This window comes from Natronococcus amylolyticus DSM 10524 (assembly GCF_000337675.1).
Lineage (GTDB): Archaea > Halobacteriota > Halobacteria > Halobacteriales > Natrialbaceae > Natronococcus > Natronococcus amylolyticus.
The window spans coordinates 105,247-121,054 of the sequence record NZ_AOIB01000025.1; the positions used below are offsets into that span (position 1 = coordinate 105,247).

18 protein-coding genes are annotated in these 15,808 nt (G+C 64.3%); 8 read left to right on the plus strand and 10 right to left on the minus strand.

Annotation, left to right across the window (positions count from 1 at the left end):
* The first annotated feature begins 52 nt into the window (after window positions 1–52).
* The 4 genes from C491_RS11590 to C491_RS11605 all read left to right on the plus strand — a co-directional run bounded on the left by C491_RS11590 (window position 53) and on the right by C491_RS11605 (window position 3,712).
* Window positions 53–547: a universal stress protein gene (locus C491_RS11590; protein ID WP_005556391.1), complete on the plus strand. Its 495-nt coding sequence runs from the start codon at window positions 53–55 to the stop codon at window positions 545–547.
* A 45-nt stretch (window positions 548–592) separates the two neighbouring features.
* The gene (locus tag C491_RS11595) at window positions 593–1,366 is read left to right on the plus strand and encodes a Nif3-like dinuclear metal center hexameric protein (RefSeq protein WP_005556394.1); all 774 of its coding nucleotides are present in this window, start codon (window positions 593–595) and stop codon (window positions 1,364–1,366) included.
* Window positions 1,367–1,749: 383 nt separating this feature from the next.
* Window positions 1,750–2,535 (plus strand): hypothetical protein, encoded by a 786-nt coding sequence (locus C491_RS11600; RefSeq protein ID WP_005556396.1) that lies wholly within the window; start codon window positions 1,750–1,752, stop codon window positions 2,533–2,535.
* Window positions 2,536–2,668: 133 nt separating this feature from the next.
* Window positions 2,669–3,712, plus strand: a complete 1,044-nt coding sequence (locus C491_RS11605; protein ID WP_005556398.1) for a deoxyhypusine synthase — start codon at window positions 2,669–2,671, stop codon at window positions 3,710–3,712.
* A 30-nt stretch (window positions 3,713–3,742) separates the two neighbouring features.
* Here the strand turns inward: C491_RS11605 and C491_RS11610 are convergent, their stop codons facing one another.
* Both C491_RS11610 and C491_RS11615 read right to left on the minus strand, forming a co-directional pair.
* A complete protein-coding gene (locus tag C491_RS11610; protein WP_005556400.1) occupies window positions 3,743–4,129 on the minus strand; it encodes a pyridoxamine 5'-phosphate oxidase family protein in 387 nt (128 codons plus the stop codon).
* Between the two features lie 53 nt (window positions 4,130–4,182).
* Entirely contained in the window at window positions 4,183–4,848 is a 666-nt protein-coding gene (locus C491_RS11615; protein WP_005556402.1) for a glycosyltransferase, read from the minus strand.
* A 215-nt stretch (window positions 4,849–5,063) separates the two neighbouring features.
* Between C491_RS11615 and C491_RS11620 the strand changes: the two genes are divergently transcribed.
* The gene (locus tag C491_RS11620; RefSeq protein WP_005556404.1) at window positions 5,064–5,276 is read left to right on the plus strand and encodes a hypothetical protein; all 213 of its coding nucleotides are present in this window, start codon (window positions 5,064–5,066) and stop codon (window positions 5,274–5,276) included.
* A gap of 227 nt (window positions 5,277–5,503) precedes the next feature.
* Here the strand turns inward: C491_RS11620 and C491_RS11625 are convergent, their stop codons facing one another.
* Window positions 5,504–5,770 carry a hypothetical protein gene (locus C491_RS11625; RefSeq protein ID WP_005556406.1) on the minus strand — a complete coding sequence of 89 codons (267 nt, stop codon included), beginning with the start codon at window positions 5,768–5,770 and terminating at the stop codon, window positions 5,504–5,506.
* 233 nt (window positions 5,771–6,003) lie between these two features.
* On the opposite strand from C491_RS11625, the gene C491_RS11630 reads away from it, so the two are divergent.
* Both C491_RS11630 and C491_RS23500 read left to right on the plus strand, forming a co-directional pair.
* A complete protein-coding gene (locus C491_RS11630; RefSeq protein ID WP_005556408.1) occupies window positions 6,004–6,312 on the plus strand; it encodes a hypothetical protein in 309 nt (102 codons plus the stop codon).
* Complete coding sequence (locus C491_RS23500) at window positions 6,309–6,863, plus strand: winged helix-turn-helix domain-containing protein (RefSeq protein WP_005556410.1); 555 nt, start codon at window positions 6,309–6,311, stop codon at window positions 6,861–6,863. The genes C491_RS11630 and C491_RS23500 overlap by 4 nt, the downstream gene beginning before the upstream one ends.
* Before the next feature lie 124 nt (window positions 6,864–6,987).
* Here the strand turns inward: C491_RS23500 and C491_RS11640 are convergent, their stop codons facing one another.
* Window positions 6,988–7,641, minus strand: coding sequence for a DUF305 domain-containing protein (locus tag C491_RS11640; protein WP_005556412.1), 654 nt, complete (start codon window positions 7,639–7,641; stop codon window positions 6,988–6,990).
* Window positions 7,642–8,045: 404 nt separating this feature from the next.
* On the opposite strand from C491_RS11640, the gene C491_RS11645 reads away from it, so the two are divergent.
* Window positions 8,046–10,346 carry a heavy metal translocating P-type ATPase gene (locus C491_RS11645; RefSeq protein WP_005556414.1) on the plus strand — a complete coding sequence of 767 codons (2,301 nt, stop codon included), beginning with the start codon at window positions 8,046–8,048 and terminating at the stop codon, window positions 10,344–10,346.
* A gap of 150 nt (window positions 10,347–10,496) precedes the next feature.
* Here the strand turns inward: C491_RS11645 and C491_RS11650 are convergent, their stop codons facing one another.
* From C491_RS11650 to C491_RS11675, 6 genes are all read right to left on the minus strand, one after another.
* Complete coding sequence (locus C491_RS11650; protein ID WP_005556417.1) at window positions 10,497–10,853, minus strand: SHOCT domain-containing protein; 357 nt, start codon at window positions 10,851–10,853, stop codon at window positions 10,497–10,499.
* Window positions 10,854–11,150: 297 nt separating this feature from the next.
* Window positions 11,151–11,894, minus strand: a complete 744-nt coding sequence (locus C491_RS11655) for a nitroreductase family protein (RefSeq protein ID WP_005556419.1) — start codon at window positions 11,892–11,894, stop codon at window positions 11,151–11,153.
* 141 nt (window positions 11,895–12,035) lie between these two features.
* The gene (locus tag C491_RS11660; protein ID WP_005556421.1) at window positions 12,036–12,860 is read right to left on the minus strand and encodes a class I SAM-dependent methyltransferase; all 825 of its coding nucleotides are present in this window, start codon (window positions 12,858–12,860) and stop codon (window positions 12,036–12,038) included.
* A gap of 129 nt (window positions 12,861–12,989) precedes the next feature.
* Window positions 12,990–13,808 (minus strand): helix-turn-helix transcriptional regulator, encoded by an 819-nt coding sequence (locus C491_RS11665; RefSeq protein ID WP_005556422.1) that lies wholly within the window; start codon window positions 13,806–13,808, stop codon window positions 12,990–12,992.
* Window positions 13,809–13,869: 61 nt separating this feature from the next.
* On the minus strand, window positions 13,870–14,712 hold the full coding sequence (locus C491_RS11670) for an alpha/beta fold hydrolase (RefSeq protein ID WP_005556424.1): 843 nt from the start codon (window positions 14,710–14,712) through the stop codon (window positions 13,870–13,872).
* Window positions 14,713–14,869: 157 nt separating this feature from the next.
* Window positions 14,870–15,697, minus strand: a complete 828-nt coding sequence (locus C491_RS11675; protein ID WP_005556426.1) for a helix-turn-helix transcriptional regulator — start codon at window positions 15,695–15,697, stop codon at window positions 14,870–14,872.
* Window positions 15,698–15,808: the final 111 nt, after the last annotated feature.

The window sequence follows — 15,808 nt, forward strand, 5'->3', positions numbered from 1 at the left end:
GTTCCTCGCATTGCCATAGTGATTTGCTAACTCGGAGCATACCTTCGAACGTATGTTCGAAACGATCCTCCTCCCGACGGACGGCAGCGACAGGGCGGAGACGGCGGCGCCGTACGCCGTCGAGCTGGCCGAGCGGTTCGACGCGACGCTGCACCCGATGTACGTCGTCGATACGGACGCGATGAGCCACGCGCTCGGTCCCGAACAGGTCGATCGGATCGGTGCCGGACAGTTCGCCGAGATGACCGAACTCCACGAGCGGGCCGCTGCCGCCGTCGACGGGGTCCGCGAGTACGTCGGCTCGGCCGACGTCACGGTCGACCCCGTGATCGAGGCAGGGATCCCCCGAACGGTGATTACCCGGTTCGCCGAGGAGAACGACGTCGACCTTATCGTGATGACGTCGCAAGGTCGCGGCGGCGTCCGGCGCGCCCTGTTCGGAAGCGTCACCGAGGACGTCGCCCGCGAGACGAACGTGCCTGTACTGGTGATCGACCCGGACGACGAGCGCCGGGACCGGGCGGAGCCGGAACGCGAACTCGCCTGAGCGGGATCGCAAGGTTACAAGCAGTCGGCGGCGTAACGGCCGGCCATGTCCCTCGAGCTCTCGACGTTCGCCGGCCGACTCGACGAACGACTGTGTACCGACGACTACGCCGACATCGACGCTAGCGCGAACGGCCTGCAGGTCGGCCCCAGCGAGGGGACCGTCGAGCACGTCGCGTTCGCCGTCGACGGCGCCGTCGAAACGTTCGAGCGTGCGGCCGCGGCCGACGCGGACGCGCTCGTCGTCCACCACGGACTCTCCTGGGGCGGGTTCGACCGGGTAACGGGGCGAACCTACGATCGGCTCGAGCCCCTGTTCGAGCACGACCTCGCACTGTACGTCTCCCACCTTCCGCTGGACGGCCACCAGGAGCTGGGCAACGCCGCGGGCGTCGCCGACGTCCTCGGACTCGAGGACCGGGAGCCGTTCGGCGAGCTCGGACCCGAGCACATCGGGCAGCGTGGCATCGCTCCGGACACCTACGCGCCCGACGAGCTCGCGGAGCGACTCGAGTCGGAACTCGAGACCGACGACCGATCCGTTCGGCTGCTCGAGTTCGGCCCAGATGAGATCGAGGACGTCGCGGTCATCACCGGCAGCGGCGTCGACTGGCTCGACGAGGCGGTCGAGGCCGGCGCGGACGCGCTCGTCACGGGCGAGGGGAAACAGCAGGTCTACCACGAGGCCAGGGAAGCGGGGATCCACGTCGCGCTCGCCGGCCACTACGCCACCGAGACGTTCGGCGTTCGGGCGCTGCAGGACCTCGTCGAGGAGTGGGGACTCGAGACGACGTTCCTCGAGTCGCCGACCGGGCTGTAGGCTGTCGTTGACGACGGATACGGGTGCGTACGCTACCGGCACGAGACGTAACGGCGCCGTACTGATGCTCGTCGACCGAACTGAGGCCGTCGATGCTCGACCGTTCGCGGCGCTCGACCGTCTCGTTCGTTTCGACCGCGCCCTTGGAGAGGGGTGAGAGACCAGCCCGTGACGGCGGTCGAATCGGTCGCTCGAGCCGCGCTGTTGGCTCCCGTGAACTGCCCTGCAGCCCGTCGATAACAATGGTCGTTGCGCAGGAAGGGGCTCTTACTCTCGGGATTGACCCGGGGAACTAACCAATGACACAAGAGCTCCCTTCCAGACGAGAGTGGTTGCGAAGGGTCACCGTTACCGCTGCGGTGATCGGTGGCGCATCGGGTAGCGTGGTCACCAGTAGTAGCGCGGAGACGGCGACCGACGGGGGCGTCGACCCCGCGTGTACAGAGTCGGGTCCCGCCGACGTTCGGCTCGTCCCCGCCTGTACGGACGACGATCTGGCCGTCTTCTGCGTGACCAACGACGGGACGCGTCCGGCCTCCCTCGAGTGGCGGCCCGTCGAGCCGCCCGAGGAGCGCATCGAGTTCGTCGACTGCCAGACCGTACGCGTCGTCGGCGAGTTCGTCGACGTGATCGTCGGCGCGACGTTCGTCGCCGCGGACGGCCAGATCGGCAACCTCTTCGAACCGTTCGGCGGCGTCGACGGCGTCCGAACGTTCGACGTCCGCGAACTCGAGGGTGTCCCCGACGACGCGATCATCGACGGCATCGAGGCGTTCCGCGACGATCCCGTGCTTCCGGGGGCGGGAGATCTCGCGGCCACGAACCCCGAGTTCGACGCCTGCCAGGAGGAGTTCTTCGGCGAGGTGCTCGTCGAGAGCGGCTCGGACGGCGAGGACGAAGATCCCGAGGACGGGGCGGACGCCGAAGCGGTCGAAGACGTTCCGGCGGACGAGCTCGAGACGCTGACGATCGATGCCGGGGAGACGACGTGTTTCGCCGTCGAGGCGCCGAACGGTCCCGTCGCCGTACAGCTTCTCCGGGACGGGGAGGTGCTCGCCGAGCGGACCAGCGCCGCCGACGTCGACTGTTCGCGTCCGATCTCGGCCGACGAGGTGGGAGCGGTCGTCGGGTCACCCGACGAGTTCGTCGACGACCGCGACCGTTCGTGAGCGGGTGCACGTCGCCGACGGTGACGATTCCAGCGAAGGCGGGTCGTCGGAGTCGGGCGGTTTCGATTCGGCCGGCCGAGTCGACCCCGCCGAGACCGCGGCGTTGAAAGCGCTGGCCCGCTGACTCGAGGACATGACAGACGAACACGACAGCGACGAGGATCACGACCACGAGCCCGAGCGCGAGACGTTCCAGCACGACCCCGTCGGCCACGCCGAGGCCCGCGCGGGAATGACCGTCGGCGAACTCGCAGACGAGTACGGCAACGCGGGCGTCGGCGCGGCGAGCCTCCACGAGGCCGTCGACGTCACCGAGGCGATGTTCGACGACGACGTAACCGTCTTCTTCGGCCTGGCGGGTGCGATGGTACCCACAGGGATGCGTCGGATCGTCGCCGACCTGATCCGGGACGGCTACATCGACGCGCTGATCACGACCGGGGCGAACCTCACCCACGACTCGATCGAGGCCATCGGCGGGAAACACCACCACGGCTGCGTGCAGGCCGAGGGCAAAACGGAGCGCGAGCACGACGAGACGCTGCGCGACGAGGGGGTGGACCGGATCTACAACGTTTATCTCCCTCAGGAGTTCTTTGCGACGTTCGAGTCGCACCTCCGCGAGGAGGTCTTTCCGGTGCTCGAGGAGGAGGCCGAGGAGTCGGGTCCTGTCTCGATCGAACGTCTGACCCGCGAACTGGGACGGGCCAACGCCGAGATCAACGAACGAGAGGACGTCGAGGAGGGGCCGGGCATCGCCGCCGCGGCCTTCGAGAACGACGTCCCGATCTACTGTCCCGCCGTCCAGGACTCCGTGCTCGGGCTGCAGGCCTGGATGTACTCCCAGACGTCGCCGTTCTCGCTGGACGCCCTCGCGGACATGACCGCGCTGACCGACCTCGCGTTCGAGGCCGAGGAGGCCGGCGCGTTCGTCGTCGGCGGCGGGGTGCCGAAGAACTTCACGCTCCAGACGATGCTCGTCGCGCCTGGCGCCTACGACTACGCCGTCCAGCTGACGATGGATCCCAAACAGACGGGCGGGCTCTCGGGGGCAACGCTCGAGGAGGCCCGCTCGTGGGGCAAACTCGAGAAGAATGCGGAGAACGTCTCGGTGTACGCCGACGCGACGATCACGCTGCCGCTGGTCGTGGCGGCGGCCCGGGAGCGCCTCGAGTAGCGAGCGAGTCGGCGGTTCGGCTGCGATCGGTCAGTACGTCCGGTAGCTCGCCGTGCCGACGTCGATCCGCACCAGTTCGTTCTCCTCGTAGGCGTCGCTGGGGGCGCCGTACTTCTCGTTGATCCGGCGTCTGGCTTCGTCGGTCTCCGCTTCGTCCTCGACGATCGTCGCGGTGCCGAGCAGCGTCACCATCCACTGCGTGTCGCCGCCGTCGTCGGCCTGGATCGACAGCGCGACCTTCGGGTTCTCGCGGACGTTCTCGAGCTTTCGGCCCGTCGTGACGATCTCGACGGTATCGTCCTCGTAGCGAAACCAGACGGGCGCGGCGTGGGGGCGGCCGTCGGCGCAGGTGGCGAAGTGGGCCATCACCGGTTCGTTCTCGAGCAGTCGTTCGGCTTCGGGTGGAACCGTCGTCACGGCTCGACGTTGAGCGCGGATCCGCAAAAGCGACCGCCGCGCGGCTGCCGGACTCAGACCGACGCCCGGAGCCGACCCGCGTCGAGAGAGACGTAGTGAAACAGCGTCCCAGTCAGCCCGCTGTCGGCGATCCGCCGACCGGAGCTGTCGACGAGCACCGAGTCGTGGTAGCCCGTCGGCAGTCGGCGACCGAGCGCGCGGCTGAAGGCCGTGTCCTCGTTCGGCACTTCCGGGAAGCCGCCCGTCTCGAGGAAGGCCTCGCGGTGGACGAAGAAGTTGAACCCGGGGAGAATTGGACGCTCGAGGCGGGGAAAGACGTGGTTGATCGTCCCCTCCATCAGCTTCGCCCGCAGGGGCCCGGTCATCCGGCAGGCCGAGCTGCCGGCCGCGAGGTTCTCGCGCTCGACGAAACCGAGGAGTTCGGTCAGGTAGTTCGGCCGAACGCGGGTGTCGGCGTCGATAAAGGCTAGCCACTCGCCTTCGGCCGCCTTGCCGCCGAGATTTCGGCCCGCGGCGATGCTCGAGCCTGCCCCCTCGAGCACGGTCGTGCCGTGCGCTCGGGCGATGTCGGCGGTAGCATCACTCGAGGCGCCGTCGACGACGATCACCTCGTACTCGTAGTCGGTCTCGAGGGCCGCGATGCTCTCGAGGCAGTCGGAAAGGTAGTCGGCCTCGTCTCTCGCAGGTACGACGAAACTCACGTCCGGTGTGGCAGCCATCCGTGTTTTCGAGTGCGCTACCCTCGAGTATAACAGGCGGGCGGGCAGGTGCCGACAGTCGAGTCGCAGATCGCGGCGATACTCGGTAGATCATGAACGTTTATTATGGTTCGGTCTGAAGGGTGGCGTACAGATGTCGGTCGTACCCGTACACCCCCTCGCCTGATTCTTCGACGACAGCATCGCCTTCCGACGACGCGACCCTTCGACCGACAATGAGCACGCACCCACACTACGCCCGACCCGAACCGACTCCCGACCAGCCGACGACCGAGACGCCGTCGACGCGCTCGACGGCCGAGCCCTCCTCGTCCGCGGCGAGCGACCGCGCCCCGGCGACGTTCTCGAGGACGCATACCGATCGCCTGCAAAATCTCATCGACGAGTGGAACACCGCCTTCGCGGCGGACGGCTCGAGCGCCGAGTGAGGACCGCTCGGTAGGATCCAAACCGTCTTCTGGCTCTCGAGCGTAGGCCCGCACGGCCGATGACGACCCACTCGCTCCGAGCCGGACTCGGCACCCGGTCGTGACGAGCCCTATGAGTGCCGAGGCCAGCGATTTACACGCACGCTCTTCAATCTACAACGGCACTCGAGAGATTCAACGCGTGACGAACCCGCGTTGTCACCGGACAGTCCCCGATCCGACGTTCTTCACTCGTGGGTTCCGTCTTCGTCCCTCATCTCGAGCACGTTCAGGTGCATGATGTGGAGGTGTGTGCCGACGCCGTACAGAAGCAGTCCGAGTCCGACGAACAGCGCGGGCATGACGATCACCTCGTAGGTCGGACGCAAGTCCGGAACCGCGAGCGCCAGAAGCCCAGCCAGGAACGTGAGGACGATAATGCTGAACCCGGCCTGGAGGTATCGGTAGCACGTCTTCGTATCCGGTAGCAGTTCGATCTTGTACTTCGATGTCATCTGTCTGTATTCTCACCCCTACAGTACGTTTAGGTTACGTACTCGTGAGATCTTCTCATAAGCCGTTCAGACGGTAAGATCAGCCCGGCAGAGCAGTTGGGCATTGACCGCGACGACAACCGTACTGGCGGACATGAGGACGGCGGGCGACAGCAGGATCCCGATCGGTGCGAGGAGGCCAGAACCCCCAGAATGTGTGCTAAATTTATTGGCCCTCCGTCGATAGGGGGGATATGGACCATCCGTTATTCTATTTGAGCATTCCGTTCGCCATCATTGCCGGCACTGGAGCCGGATTGCTCGCACTTTTGTCGTGGCGAATCTTCCGGGAATCCCCGTTCGGGATGACCATCGGGCTGCTGGCGATCGTGATGTCTGCAGCAACGATCTATCATACGGTTCTACTTACGGTAGGGACGGAATCGACGGGGTTGCGGGCCTTTCGAGCGGCGATCTATACGATTTTGGCGCTCACGATTTGGGTAGTAATCCTTCAAAACAACACCATCCAGAGTAGAGTGAGCCGGAACGAAGAGCTATGATCGAGATAGATCTTTTCACCGGATACATCCTCTTAATGGGGATCGTCGCCGGTTCCGGGTTACTCTACCTACTGTATGCAGAGCAGTATGCCATCGAATACGATCCCTTCTTCATCGTCACTATGAGCGGTCTGTTCCTGTTCATAATCGGTGGCCCGCTATCCGAGGTCGTGTACCCGAACCTCGTGCACTGGATCCACGGGCTTGCCGCGTGTCTCGTCCTGTTTGGACTCTACAGTCCCGTGCAGAACGACCTTCGGAGGGAGCAGTGGACGGAACTTCTCCTGGCGGAACCCGCTCAAATTCGAGCCAGTACGGAGTGGATGGTCCCGATGGACGATGCAATTCTTAGCCTGTTCCATTCTTCGGATTTGGTTCTCACTCCTGCGATCATCGCGTACAACATCGATCACAGTCGAGAAGAGGTGAATCGACGCCTCCGAAAACTCGAAGAGGCCGATCTGGTCGAGAAGGTCGACCGAGGCAAGTACCGGATGACACCCAACGGTGAAGCATATCTCTCCGGGGAGTTCAACCCGACCCTCCCGTGACCTGCCCCCTACTCCGTTCGTCAGCAACCCGGCCTCGAGGGTCGGGACAGCCGCCTTGACCGCCTGTAAAAATACCGGTCCGAAGTCGGTACTCGCTCGAAGAGACGAGATGTAACCTCCCGCTTTAGCAGTTCCACCGGTCTTTCCAGCACTCCATCATCTCGATCTCCTCTTGCTGAACGTCGATGATTTCGTCCGCGAGATCGGCCACGCGCTCGGACGCTCCCTCCTCGAGGACGTGTTCGGACATCATGATCGCGCCGTCGTGGTGAACGATCATGTGTTCTGCGAACAGGCAGTCGAACTCCTGTCCCTCGGATTCGCGGAGCTCCTGGAAGTCCTCCTCGGTTAGCATGCCGTCCATCTCCTCGTGATCCATCTCGTGCTCTTCGGGGTCGTCGACTCCGGCTTCGCGCAGCCACTCGTGTAGCTGTTCGATCTCCGCTTGCTGGACGTCGATGATCTCCGGACCGAGCTCACACAGCTCTCGGCTGTCCGACCGGCCGGGAATGAGCTCGGCCATTTCGATCGCTTGTTCGTGGTGGGGGATCATCCCCTGCATGAACATCACGTCCGCTTCGTTGAACTCGGAGTCTTCGTCGAAGTCGATGTGTTCTCCGTGTTCTTCGTGATGATCGTGGTCGTCGTCGTGGTGCTCTCCGTGATCCGTTCCATCGTGTTCGTCCTCGTCTTCGCTGGCGGTCGCGAAGCCTGTCAGACCGATTGCGCCCGTCGCTCCCGTGGCGTACAGGATACGGCGTCGTGTTACTCGTCGCATTGTAAGCGGATCCACGGATACGTCCCGCTTCAATGGTGAATATCGTTCCAGTTCCGAAATCGTAAGTAGCTGTTTTCGGCCGGTAGAGGCGCTCGTGAGTAACTAGTGAGGTGGTGGTTTCGAGTGCGAACTACGCCCGAACAACTAGTGAGTTCCGGCGAGGGTCCCCCGCAGACGATCGATCCCACCGCATTCAGACATTCTCGCTCGAGGCGTTTTTGAGGAGGTCCCCTCCTCTCGCGCCCGGCTGCAAAGAACGGTGACGCGAATCAGTACGGCAAGAAGTGAATCCACCTCGAGCGCTTTCTTTGGATTCGAAGATCGGCCCCCGTCGAGAGTCGAATACTGTTAACGACAACTCGCTTAAAAATGGATCTCGTAGGTTAGCACGAGGTGGACAGACCATGCAAACCGACCAATCGAATCTCGAACGTACCGATCTCTCCCTTTCGGGGATGTCGTGTACGACGTGCGCCTCGACCATCGAAGAGAGCCTGCAAGACGTCGAGGGGGTCGCTGACGCGTCCGTAAACTTCGCAACCGAGCGAGCGAACGTCCACCACGATGCGGACGTCGACGTCGACACGCTCGTTTCCGCCGTCGACGCTGCCGGCTACGGAGTCCGCGACGAACTCCTCGAGGACGAACAGGAGATGGAAGACGAGGCGGAGCTGCGGGACATGCGCCGGAGAGCGATTCGTGCGTGGATCGTCACGTCGCCGATCGTTCTCCTGATGGTCTTCATGTGGACGCCGCTGGAGGTCTTAACCGGCTTCCAGATCGACGTTGCGATGTTGGTCTTCGCCACGATCGTCGTCTTCTACTACGGCCGGACGACCCACGAATCCGCGTACAGGGGAGTTCGAAACGGGACGTTCAACATGGATTCGCTGATTTCGATCGGGACCCTCGTCGCGTGGGCGACCGGCGTCATGGTCTTCGCGATGCCGATGGAGAACTACGCCGGCGTCGGTGCGATGATCATGGCCTCGCACAAAGTGGGGACCTACCTCGAGCACCGAGCGAAGGGCCGAGCGAGCGCAGCGATCGAGGGACTGGTCTCGATGCAGGCGGAAACGGCGGCGGTCGAACGGGATGGCGAAGAGGTTGAGGTCCCCATCGACGAGGTCGAAGTCGGCGATGTGATGATCGTTCGCCCCGGCGAAAAAGTGCCCGTCGACGGAACGGTCATCGACGGACGGAGCAACGTCGACGAGTCGATGGTGACGGGCGAGTCCGATCCCGTCACGAAGGAAGCGGGTGACGAAGTGATCGGAGCGACCGTGAATCAGGCGGGGCTACTCAAAGTTCGTGCGGAGAAGGTCGGTGACGACACCTTCCTCTCGCAGGTTGTCGACCTGGTCGAGGAAGCGCAGGGGACGAAGGTTCCGATTCAGGCGCTTACGGATCGAGTGACCAACTACTTCGTGCCGACCGTCCTGATCCTCGCCGCACTCTCGTTCGTGCTGTGGGTCCTGTTTCCGGACGGGATGGCGGTCATCGCAGGTCTCGGCGAGGCGTCTCTCCCCTGGGTCGACCTCGCACTGGATCCCCTGACGCTGGGAATCTTCGCGGCCGTCGCAGTCCTGGTGATCTCCTGTCCGTGTGCGCTCGGACTGGCAACGCCGACGGCCCTCATGGCCGGAACCGGGAAAGCCGCGGAGAACGGCATCCTCTTCCGCGATGGAGAGGCCATCCAGACGATGAAAGACCTGGATGTCGTGGTGCTCGACAAAACGGGAACGATCACGGAGGGCAACCACTCCGTTACGGACGTCGTCACGGAATCTAGCCGGCAGCCACGCAGCGACGGTGGGAGCACCGTGGCCGATGAGTCGGCGGCCGAATTCGACGAGCGAGACATCGTGAGGCTCGCAGCCTCCGCCGAGCGAGGGAGCGAACACCCCATCGGACAGGCAATTATCGACTACGCTGAGGAACGGGATATCGAACTGGCCGAACCGGACGAGTTCGATAGCGTCCCCGGAAAAGGGATTACGGCGACGATCGACGGACAAACCGTCTCCGTCGGGAATACAACGTTCTTCGAGGAGGTCGGCATCCCGCTCGCCTTCGAAGCGGAGCTGAACGCCCTCGAGGAGGAGGGCAAGACGACCGTGCTCGTCGGAGTCGAGGACGAGGTCGTCGGCGTCGTCAGTACGGCCGATACGATCAAGGAAGAATCATACGACGCGATCCAGGAACTCCACGACCGCGGGCTCGAGACCTGGATGATCACCGGCGACAACGAGCGGACGGCCCGCGCGATCGCCGACGAGGTCGACATCGATCCCGATCGCGTCATGGCCGGCGTCCTCCCGGAGGACAAGATCGACAAAGTCCGCGAGCTACAGGACGCAGGGTACGAGGTTGCGATGGTCGGCGACGGCATCAACGACGCCCCGGCGCTGAAGCAGGCGAACGTCGGCGTCGCCATCGGGACCGGGACCGATATTGCCATCCAGTCCAGCGACGTCAGCCTCGTTCGAGGCTCGCTCGATGCGCTCGTGAACTCGTTTACCCTCTCGGAACGGATCTTCTCGAAGATCAAGCAGAACCTCTTCTGGGCGTTCGTCTACAATACGGTGGCGATCCCGATCGCGTTCTTCGGGCTTCTCCACCCGGTCATCGCCGTCGTTGCGATGTTCACCTCCAGTCTGTCGGTTATCACGAACTCGGCCCGTCTGCGGAATCTCGAACTGTAGCCGGCTTCTCTCTCACTTTGCGGTCTCGTAAGTCGTCGAGCGCGGTGATCGGATCGGATCGTCGGGGGAGACGCCCTTGGCAGCAGTTGCCGTTCCCAGCGCCTGTGACGTGACTTCTTTCCGGTAGCGCTGACACGGTACTTGTGAACGCTACTCCGTACGCTCGAGACGTTTCCGACGTTCTTCGAACTCCTCGTCCGAAATTTCACCTCGAGCGTAGGCAATCCGCAACTCCTCGAGCGCCGGATCGGACCGTCGAGCGGCAGGTCGCCGAAGGAGACGGTACAGCAAGTACCCAACTACGAGAACGGTAGCCACCGGAACGATCGCCATGAGGAGCCACATCCACGCCGCCCCGGTTCCGTTCCACGCACCGCCATCCCACATGTGACCCCACCCCCACAACCCCATTACCGGCATCGCCAGAATCATCATAACAAGCGGTAGCAACAGGATCACGGCGACGAGTATCAGAACCGTCCGAACTAGAGAGTCGTCGGTTGACATACCCGGAGCTACGCTGGTCGAAGTACTCTATCTACCCCTCGAGTCCCACGCAATGAGAAATGCAGATCGGGGGAACGTTCCACCTTCGGAAGGCGATCGTTTGTACGGAACCGTCTAGTTAGCGGGGTTTGAGAAGCGAGCAAGTCCTCGAGCTGCTTTGGAACGATGCTCGCAGACCTGTTCGGCGAGTACTACGCGTCGAAATTCGATCCAAGATACAAGCTGTTCTGAGCCCCGTGCGACCATAAGACACTGATCTGACGGTAATCCCCCAGTTGACTGACCTTCATTGATCGCCTACCCTAGAGGATCGGTCCGTTCCCAGCGGTCGTAGAACGCGACCTCTTCCAGCGGACGTCGGTTCCCTCGTCTGAAGTCTTCACCCTTGAAGTAGGCGACCGGGATCAACCCAGCCTGCGAAACGCCGTCGGGGACCTCGAGCAGTTCGGCCACCGTCGGTTCCTCCGCCAGGTGTATCATGGTGAGTGACGACCCCAGTCCGCGGCTTCGCAGGGCGAGCATGAAGCTCCACGCGGCGGGCCACACCTCTCCGTAGACGGACGAGGCGGCCATGTTCAAGGGGTCCGATTCGTACTCCATGCGATCCCACAGCTCGCGTTCCCCACTGACCGAAAGGGTAGTACAGGGGATCACGTGAACCGGCACTTCGTGCAGGTGTTCGGCCAGGTACAGCGACGACGCGGCGACCCTCCGGGTCTGCTCGTCCTCGGGGAGTTCGTCGTCCATCAGCTCGACGAAGGGCTCGAGCGACCGTCGGTAGATCTCCGCCAGTTCCCGGCGGGTTTCCTCGTCGGTGATCACCAGCCAGCGCCAGTTCTGCAGGTTGTATCCGGTCGGGGCCTGGAGTCCGATCTCCAGACATTCGTTTACGACCTCGAGGGGGACCGGTCGCTCGAGATCGAGTCGCCGTCGAACTGCCCGCGTCGTCGTCAGCACGTGGTCGATACTGCGCTGGTCGAGGTCGTCGATCCGTATCGGTTCGTCCTCCGCGTTCGCCGTCCGACTGTTGGAAGCTATCATCGTCCCAATGAAAACGACGCTGCGAACCGGCGTCAATCGCCCGCGTGAAATCGTTTCACGCTCTGGAAGCGGTCGGTTCCTGGGGTTCCCCACCCGAAGCTCGCGGTTTCCGGGGATCGAGGGAAACCACCCCCCGCTCCGCTATCGCAGGGTGAGGACGAACGACTCCATCGGGAAGACGATCCCGTCGTCGTCGGTATACGCCTCGAGCCCGCCCTCGACGGTCGAGACGAGCGCCTCTCGAACGTCCTGGCCCACGCCGCTGATGAACTCGGCTAGCGGCGAACTCGCCGCCTCCCTGCGCACGAACTCCTCGGCCGAGGGGTAACGCACCGAGCCGATCTCGATTGCGACCGACGCCTCACCGAACCCGGCATCGCGGGCGAACGCTCGAAGCTCCGCCCCGCGCCACGCGGGAAACGGCGAGCGCATCATCGAACCGGCGTCCTCGCCGACGTGGCGCTCTAACGCCTCGGCCAGCACGACGTATCCGGGCTGGTGCTCCAGCGGCCGCCAGACGCTTATCACCACGCAGCCATCCGACTCGCGGACGCGACGCATCTCCTCGAGTGCGGCCGTCGGATCGTCGACGAACTGGAGTGTCTGCTGGCAGCAGACAACGTCGAACGCTCCCTCGGAGAACGGCAGCTCAGTTGCATCACCCGCTCGCCACTCGATCTCGAGTCGTGCCTCGGTTGCGGTCCTCGCTGCCACCTCGAGCATCCCCTCGTTGACGTCCAGTCCGACCACCGAGCCGGTCTCGCCGACTCGGGCGGCGGCGTGTCGCGCCACGACGCCGGTTCCGCAGCCGACGTCGAGCACTCGATCCCCGTTCCCGACGTCGGCTCGGTCGACGAGGCGTTCCGCCCACGGGACGAAAATCGCCGGCACGAGGTAGCGTTCGTAGGCCTCGGGGGCGCTGCGGTCGAGCTGCCAGCCAGTCGATGAGTGCGTCTGATCGCTCATAGTATCACGAACGGAGATACACCGCGAACCGGCGTCAATCGCCCGCGTGAAATCGTTTCACTCCGTGAACCCTCGAGCGCTCGAGAACGGGTTCGGCGTCGTCGGCACCGGTTCGATTCCGCGGTTGGATCACGCGAGCGGATCGACCGAGAGGAGGTCCCCCGCTTCGTCGAGGGGCGTCGCAGCCGCACGATATCGCTCGACGATCGACTCCCCCCACTCGTACGCCCGCGGCGAATCGGTGTCGACGAGCGATCGGATCATCCCGGAGTCCGGCTCGTAACAGCAGACGCTCAGGTGGTCGTCGGTGAGACAGATACCGCACCAGTCGCTGTTCGGAAGACCGTCGTGGATGTACACGTCGTGGGTGTCGAGCTCGGCCGCCTCCGCGACCAGCTCGGGATTCCACGCGTGGACGGACTCGAACACCGCAGGTGGGTAGATCATCGTCACCGCCAGCCCGTCGAAGACGCTCTCGAAGAAGTGCTCGAGGACGCTCGCCTTCAACAGCACCATTCCGAACCCTCGAATCGTCTCGGTGTCGTCTATGAGCTCCCGGTTTCGCTCCATCGGTTCGTACGGATACCCCCGCCCCGGGTACGAGACCACCGCGTCGGCGAGCAAGCCGACCCGAAAGCCATCGAGTTCGTACGGGAGCCACGGGGAGACGTCGCGAAGCCGGCGCTCGAGCGCCATCGCGTCGACGAACGCCGCCAGTCGGTCGGCGACGAACTCGCCCAGTCCAGTCAGCCGGTACCACCTGCCGTCGCGCTCGATCCAGTGGCGTTCCTCGAAATCCGCGAGCACGCGACCGATGGTCGGCGACGAGGCACCCGTCGCCTCGCGCAGGTCGTGTCGGTCGCACGGGCGCTCGGCCAGCGCTTCCAGTACCCCGGTGCGGTGGGCGGAACTGGCGAGGAACTCGACCTCCTCGAGTGTCGCACTCATACGGTTGCTACTCGGTGACACACCAAAACAGTATAGCCGAAGTTGTGTTCACTGCCCCAGATCACCGTCGGTCACGGGTGAACGCGAGCACCTCGTTCGTGAACCGGTCCGGCGCGGTGACGTTCGCTTCGTGTCCGTGTCCGGCGATGGTGACGACGCGGCTGTTCGGAAGCGCGTCGGCGACCGCGTCCGTCGCCTCGAGAAGCCACTCGCCGCTCTCGCTGCCGGCGACGAGCAGCGTCGGGACGGTCAGCGCCGCGAACCGGTCCGGGTCGAACTCGTAGCCGGCGGCGACTTCCGCTTCCACCTTGGGGAGGATCGTCTCGAGGAAGGTATCGACGTACGCCGGCCACGTCGGATCCGTGCGCAGCGCCTCGAGCTCGTCGGGCGTGAGCAGGGCGAGCTCCTCCAGAAAGACCGTGACCGCCCGGTCGTTCTCGCCCTCGTCCAGCAGCGCCAGCATGGTTGCGAACACCTCGTCGACGTCGAGCGCAGCTTCGAACCCCGGAACGGCGGGTTCGTGCAGGACGAGGCTGCGGAGGTTGTCGGTCCGCAGGGCCGCTTCCAGCGCGTGGAACGCGCCGCCGGACTCCGCGAGCAGGTGTACGGGCTCGTCGATCGAGTCGACGACCGCGACGACGTCCTCGAATTCCCGTTCGAGCTCGAACTCCCCGGGGTGTTCGCTCTGGCCGTGACCGCGACAGTCCATCGCGTAGACGGTGTGGTGTTCGGCGAGGGTTTCGCGGACACCGGAGAGATCCCAGTACCGACGGTCGATGCTCGCTCCGTGGACGAGCACGAGCGGTGTTCCCCTCCCCGTTCGTTCGAACGCGATCTCGGTTCCGTCGGCTGACGTGACTGTTTCCGCCTCGGTACCCGCGTCGGACAGTGTGGGTTCGGTCATGGTTCGATTACCTGCCGTCACCTGAAACGACGCCGGGAGCGATCGTGTAACTATCTAGTGAAATATTGCGCGGCGTGCAACCGAGACGCGTCGATCGTCGCACTTGATCGCACACTGGCCGCCGGAGGCTCATCTGACGCCGGCCACCGTGGCCCGGCTACGGAACCGTGAACTGCTCGGGAACCGGCGTCTCGAGTACGTCTTCGTCGACAGGCCGCGCCTCCTCGCGGTACCGCTCGAAGACGGTTCGCGCCCACGCTCTGGCCTCGGGCGCGTCGCTGTCGACCCACGCCCGTAGCGCCCTGGTTTCGGTGTCGTGACAGCAGATGCCCACGCGATCGTCGAAGATGTCGATCCCGCAGCGCGTCCTGTCGGGGAGATCGTCGTGGACGAGGACGGTGCAGTGGTCCCGGGCGGCCACTTCCTCGAACCGGTCGGGATCCCAGGCGACGGTCGCCGCCAGGACGGCCGGCGAGTACACGACCTCGATCTCCGTGCCGTCCTCGACGGCTCGACAGAACGCCTCGTTGGCGACCGACTTGAACACGGTCGCCCCGAGCGCGCGCACCGAGTCGCTTTCGTCGACCAGCCGGATTACTCGATCGACCGGTTCGTACGGGTAGCCCGGACCCGGGTAGGAGACGACGGCGTCGGCGAACAGCTCCGCGGAGAACTCCTCCATCTCCCGCGGGAGCCACCGCCAGACGTCGCGGAGTTTCAGCTCGGTCTCCATCGCGTCGCGCAGCCGGCCGAAGCGCTCGGCGACGAACTCGCCGAGCGGCGTGAGTTCGTACGTCGGCCCGTTCCGTTCGATCCACCGTCGCTCCTCGAAATCGCCGAGGACGCGTCCGACGGTCGACGCGTGGGCGCCGGTCCGCGATCGCAGGTCGGCCCGGTCGCACCCCCGTTCAGCGAGCGCATCGAGTACTCCGACCCGATGGGTCGAACTGGCGATGAATTCGATCTCCTCGATCGGCGATCCCATTGGAGTCGATGGGACGGATCCTGTATTACGTCTTTGGGGGGTGTCGAGCAGTCCGGTGAGAGATCGAGGGTACCACGCTCGTGCGAGAAAGAACCGATCGGCACCAGTCGC

What these genes read in the sequence shown, in the direction of transcription:
- C491_RS11640 (WP_005556412.1), bottom strand. Translation starts at nt 7,641, where the DNA reads ATGCGACGAGTAACACGACGCCGTATCCTGTACGCCACGGGAGCGACG.
- C491_RS11670 (WP_005556424.1), bottom strand. Translation starts at nt 14,712, where the DNA reads ATGACCGAACCCACACTGTCCGACGCGGGTACCGAGGCGGAAACAGTC.
- C491_RS11660 (WP_005556421.1), bottom strand. Translation starts at nt 12,860, where the DNA reads ATGAGCGATCAGACGCACTCATCGACTGGCTGGCAGCTCGACCGCAGC.
- C491_RS11615 (WP_005556402.1), bottom strand. Translation starts at nt 4,848, where the DNA reads ATGGCTGCCACACCGGACGTGAGTTTCGTCGTACCTGCGAGAGACGAG.
- C491_RS11665 (WP_005556422.1), bottom strand. Translation starts at nt 13,808, where the DNA reads ATGAGTGCGACACTCGAGGAGGTCGAGTTCCTCGCCAGTTCCGCCCAC.
- C491_RS11605 (WP_005556398.1), top strand. Translation starts at nt 2,669, where the DNA reads ATGACAGACGAACACGACAGCGACGAGGATCACGACCACGAGCCCGAG.
- C491_RS11590 (WP_005556391.1), top strand. Translation starts at nt 53, where the DNA reads ATGTTCGAAACGATCCTCCTCCCGACGGACGGCAGCGACAGGGCGGAG.
- C491_RS11595 (WP_005556394.1), top strand. Translation starts at nt 593, where the DNA reads ATGTCCCTCGAGCTCTCGACGTTCGCCGGCCGACTCGACGAACGACTG.
- C491_RS11675 (WP_005556426.1), bottom strand. Translation starts at nt 15,697, where the DNA reads ATGGGATCGCCGATCGAGGAGATCGAATTCATCGCCAGTTCGACCCAT.
- C491_RS11655 (WP_005556419.1), bottom strand. Translation starts at nt 11,894, where the DNA reads ATGATAGCTTCCAACAGTCGGACGGCGAACGCGGAGGACGAACCGATA.
- C491_RS11620 (WP_005556404.1), top strand. Translation starts at nt 5,064, where the DNA reads ATGAGCACGCACCCACACTACGCCCGACCCGAACCGACTCCCGACCAG.
- C491_RS11650 (WP_005556417.1), bottom strand. Translation starts at nt 10,853, where the DNA reads ATGTCAACCGACGACTCTCTAGTTCGGACGGTTCTGATACTCGTCGCC.
- C491_RS23500 (WP_005556410.1), top strand. Translation starts at nt 6,309, where the DNA reads ATGATCGAGATAGATCTTTTCACCGGATACATCCTCTTAATGGGGATC.
- C491_RS11625 (WP_005556406.1), bottom strand. Translation starts at nt 5,770, where the DNA reads ATGACATCGAAGTACAAGATCGAACTGCTACCGGATACGAAGACGTGC.
- C491_RS11645 (WP_005556414.1), top strand. Translation starts at nt 8,046, where the DNA reads ATGCAAACCGACCAATCGAATCTCGAACGTACCGATCTCTCCCTTTCG.
- C491_RS11630 (WP_005556408.1), top strand. Translation starts at nt 6,004, where the DNA reads ATGGACCATCCGTTATTCTATTTGAGCATTCCGTTCGCCATCATTGCC.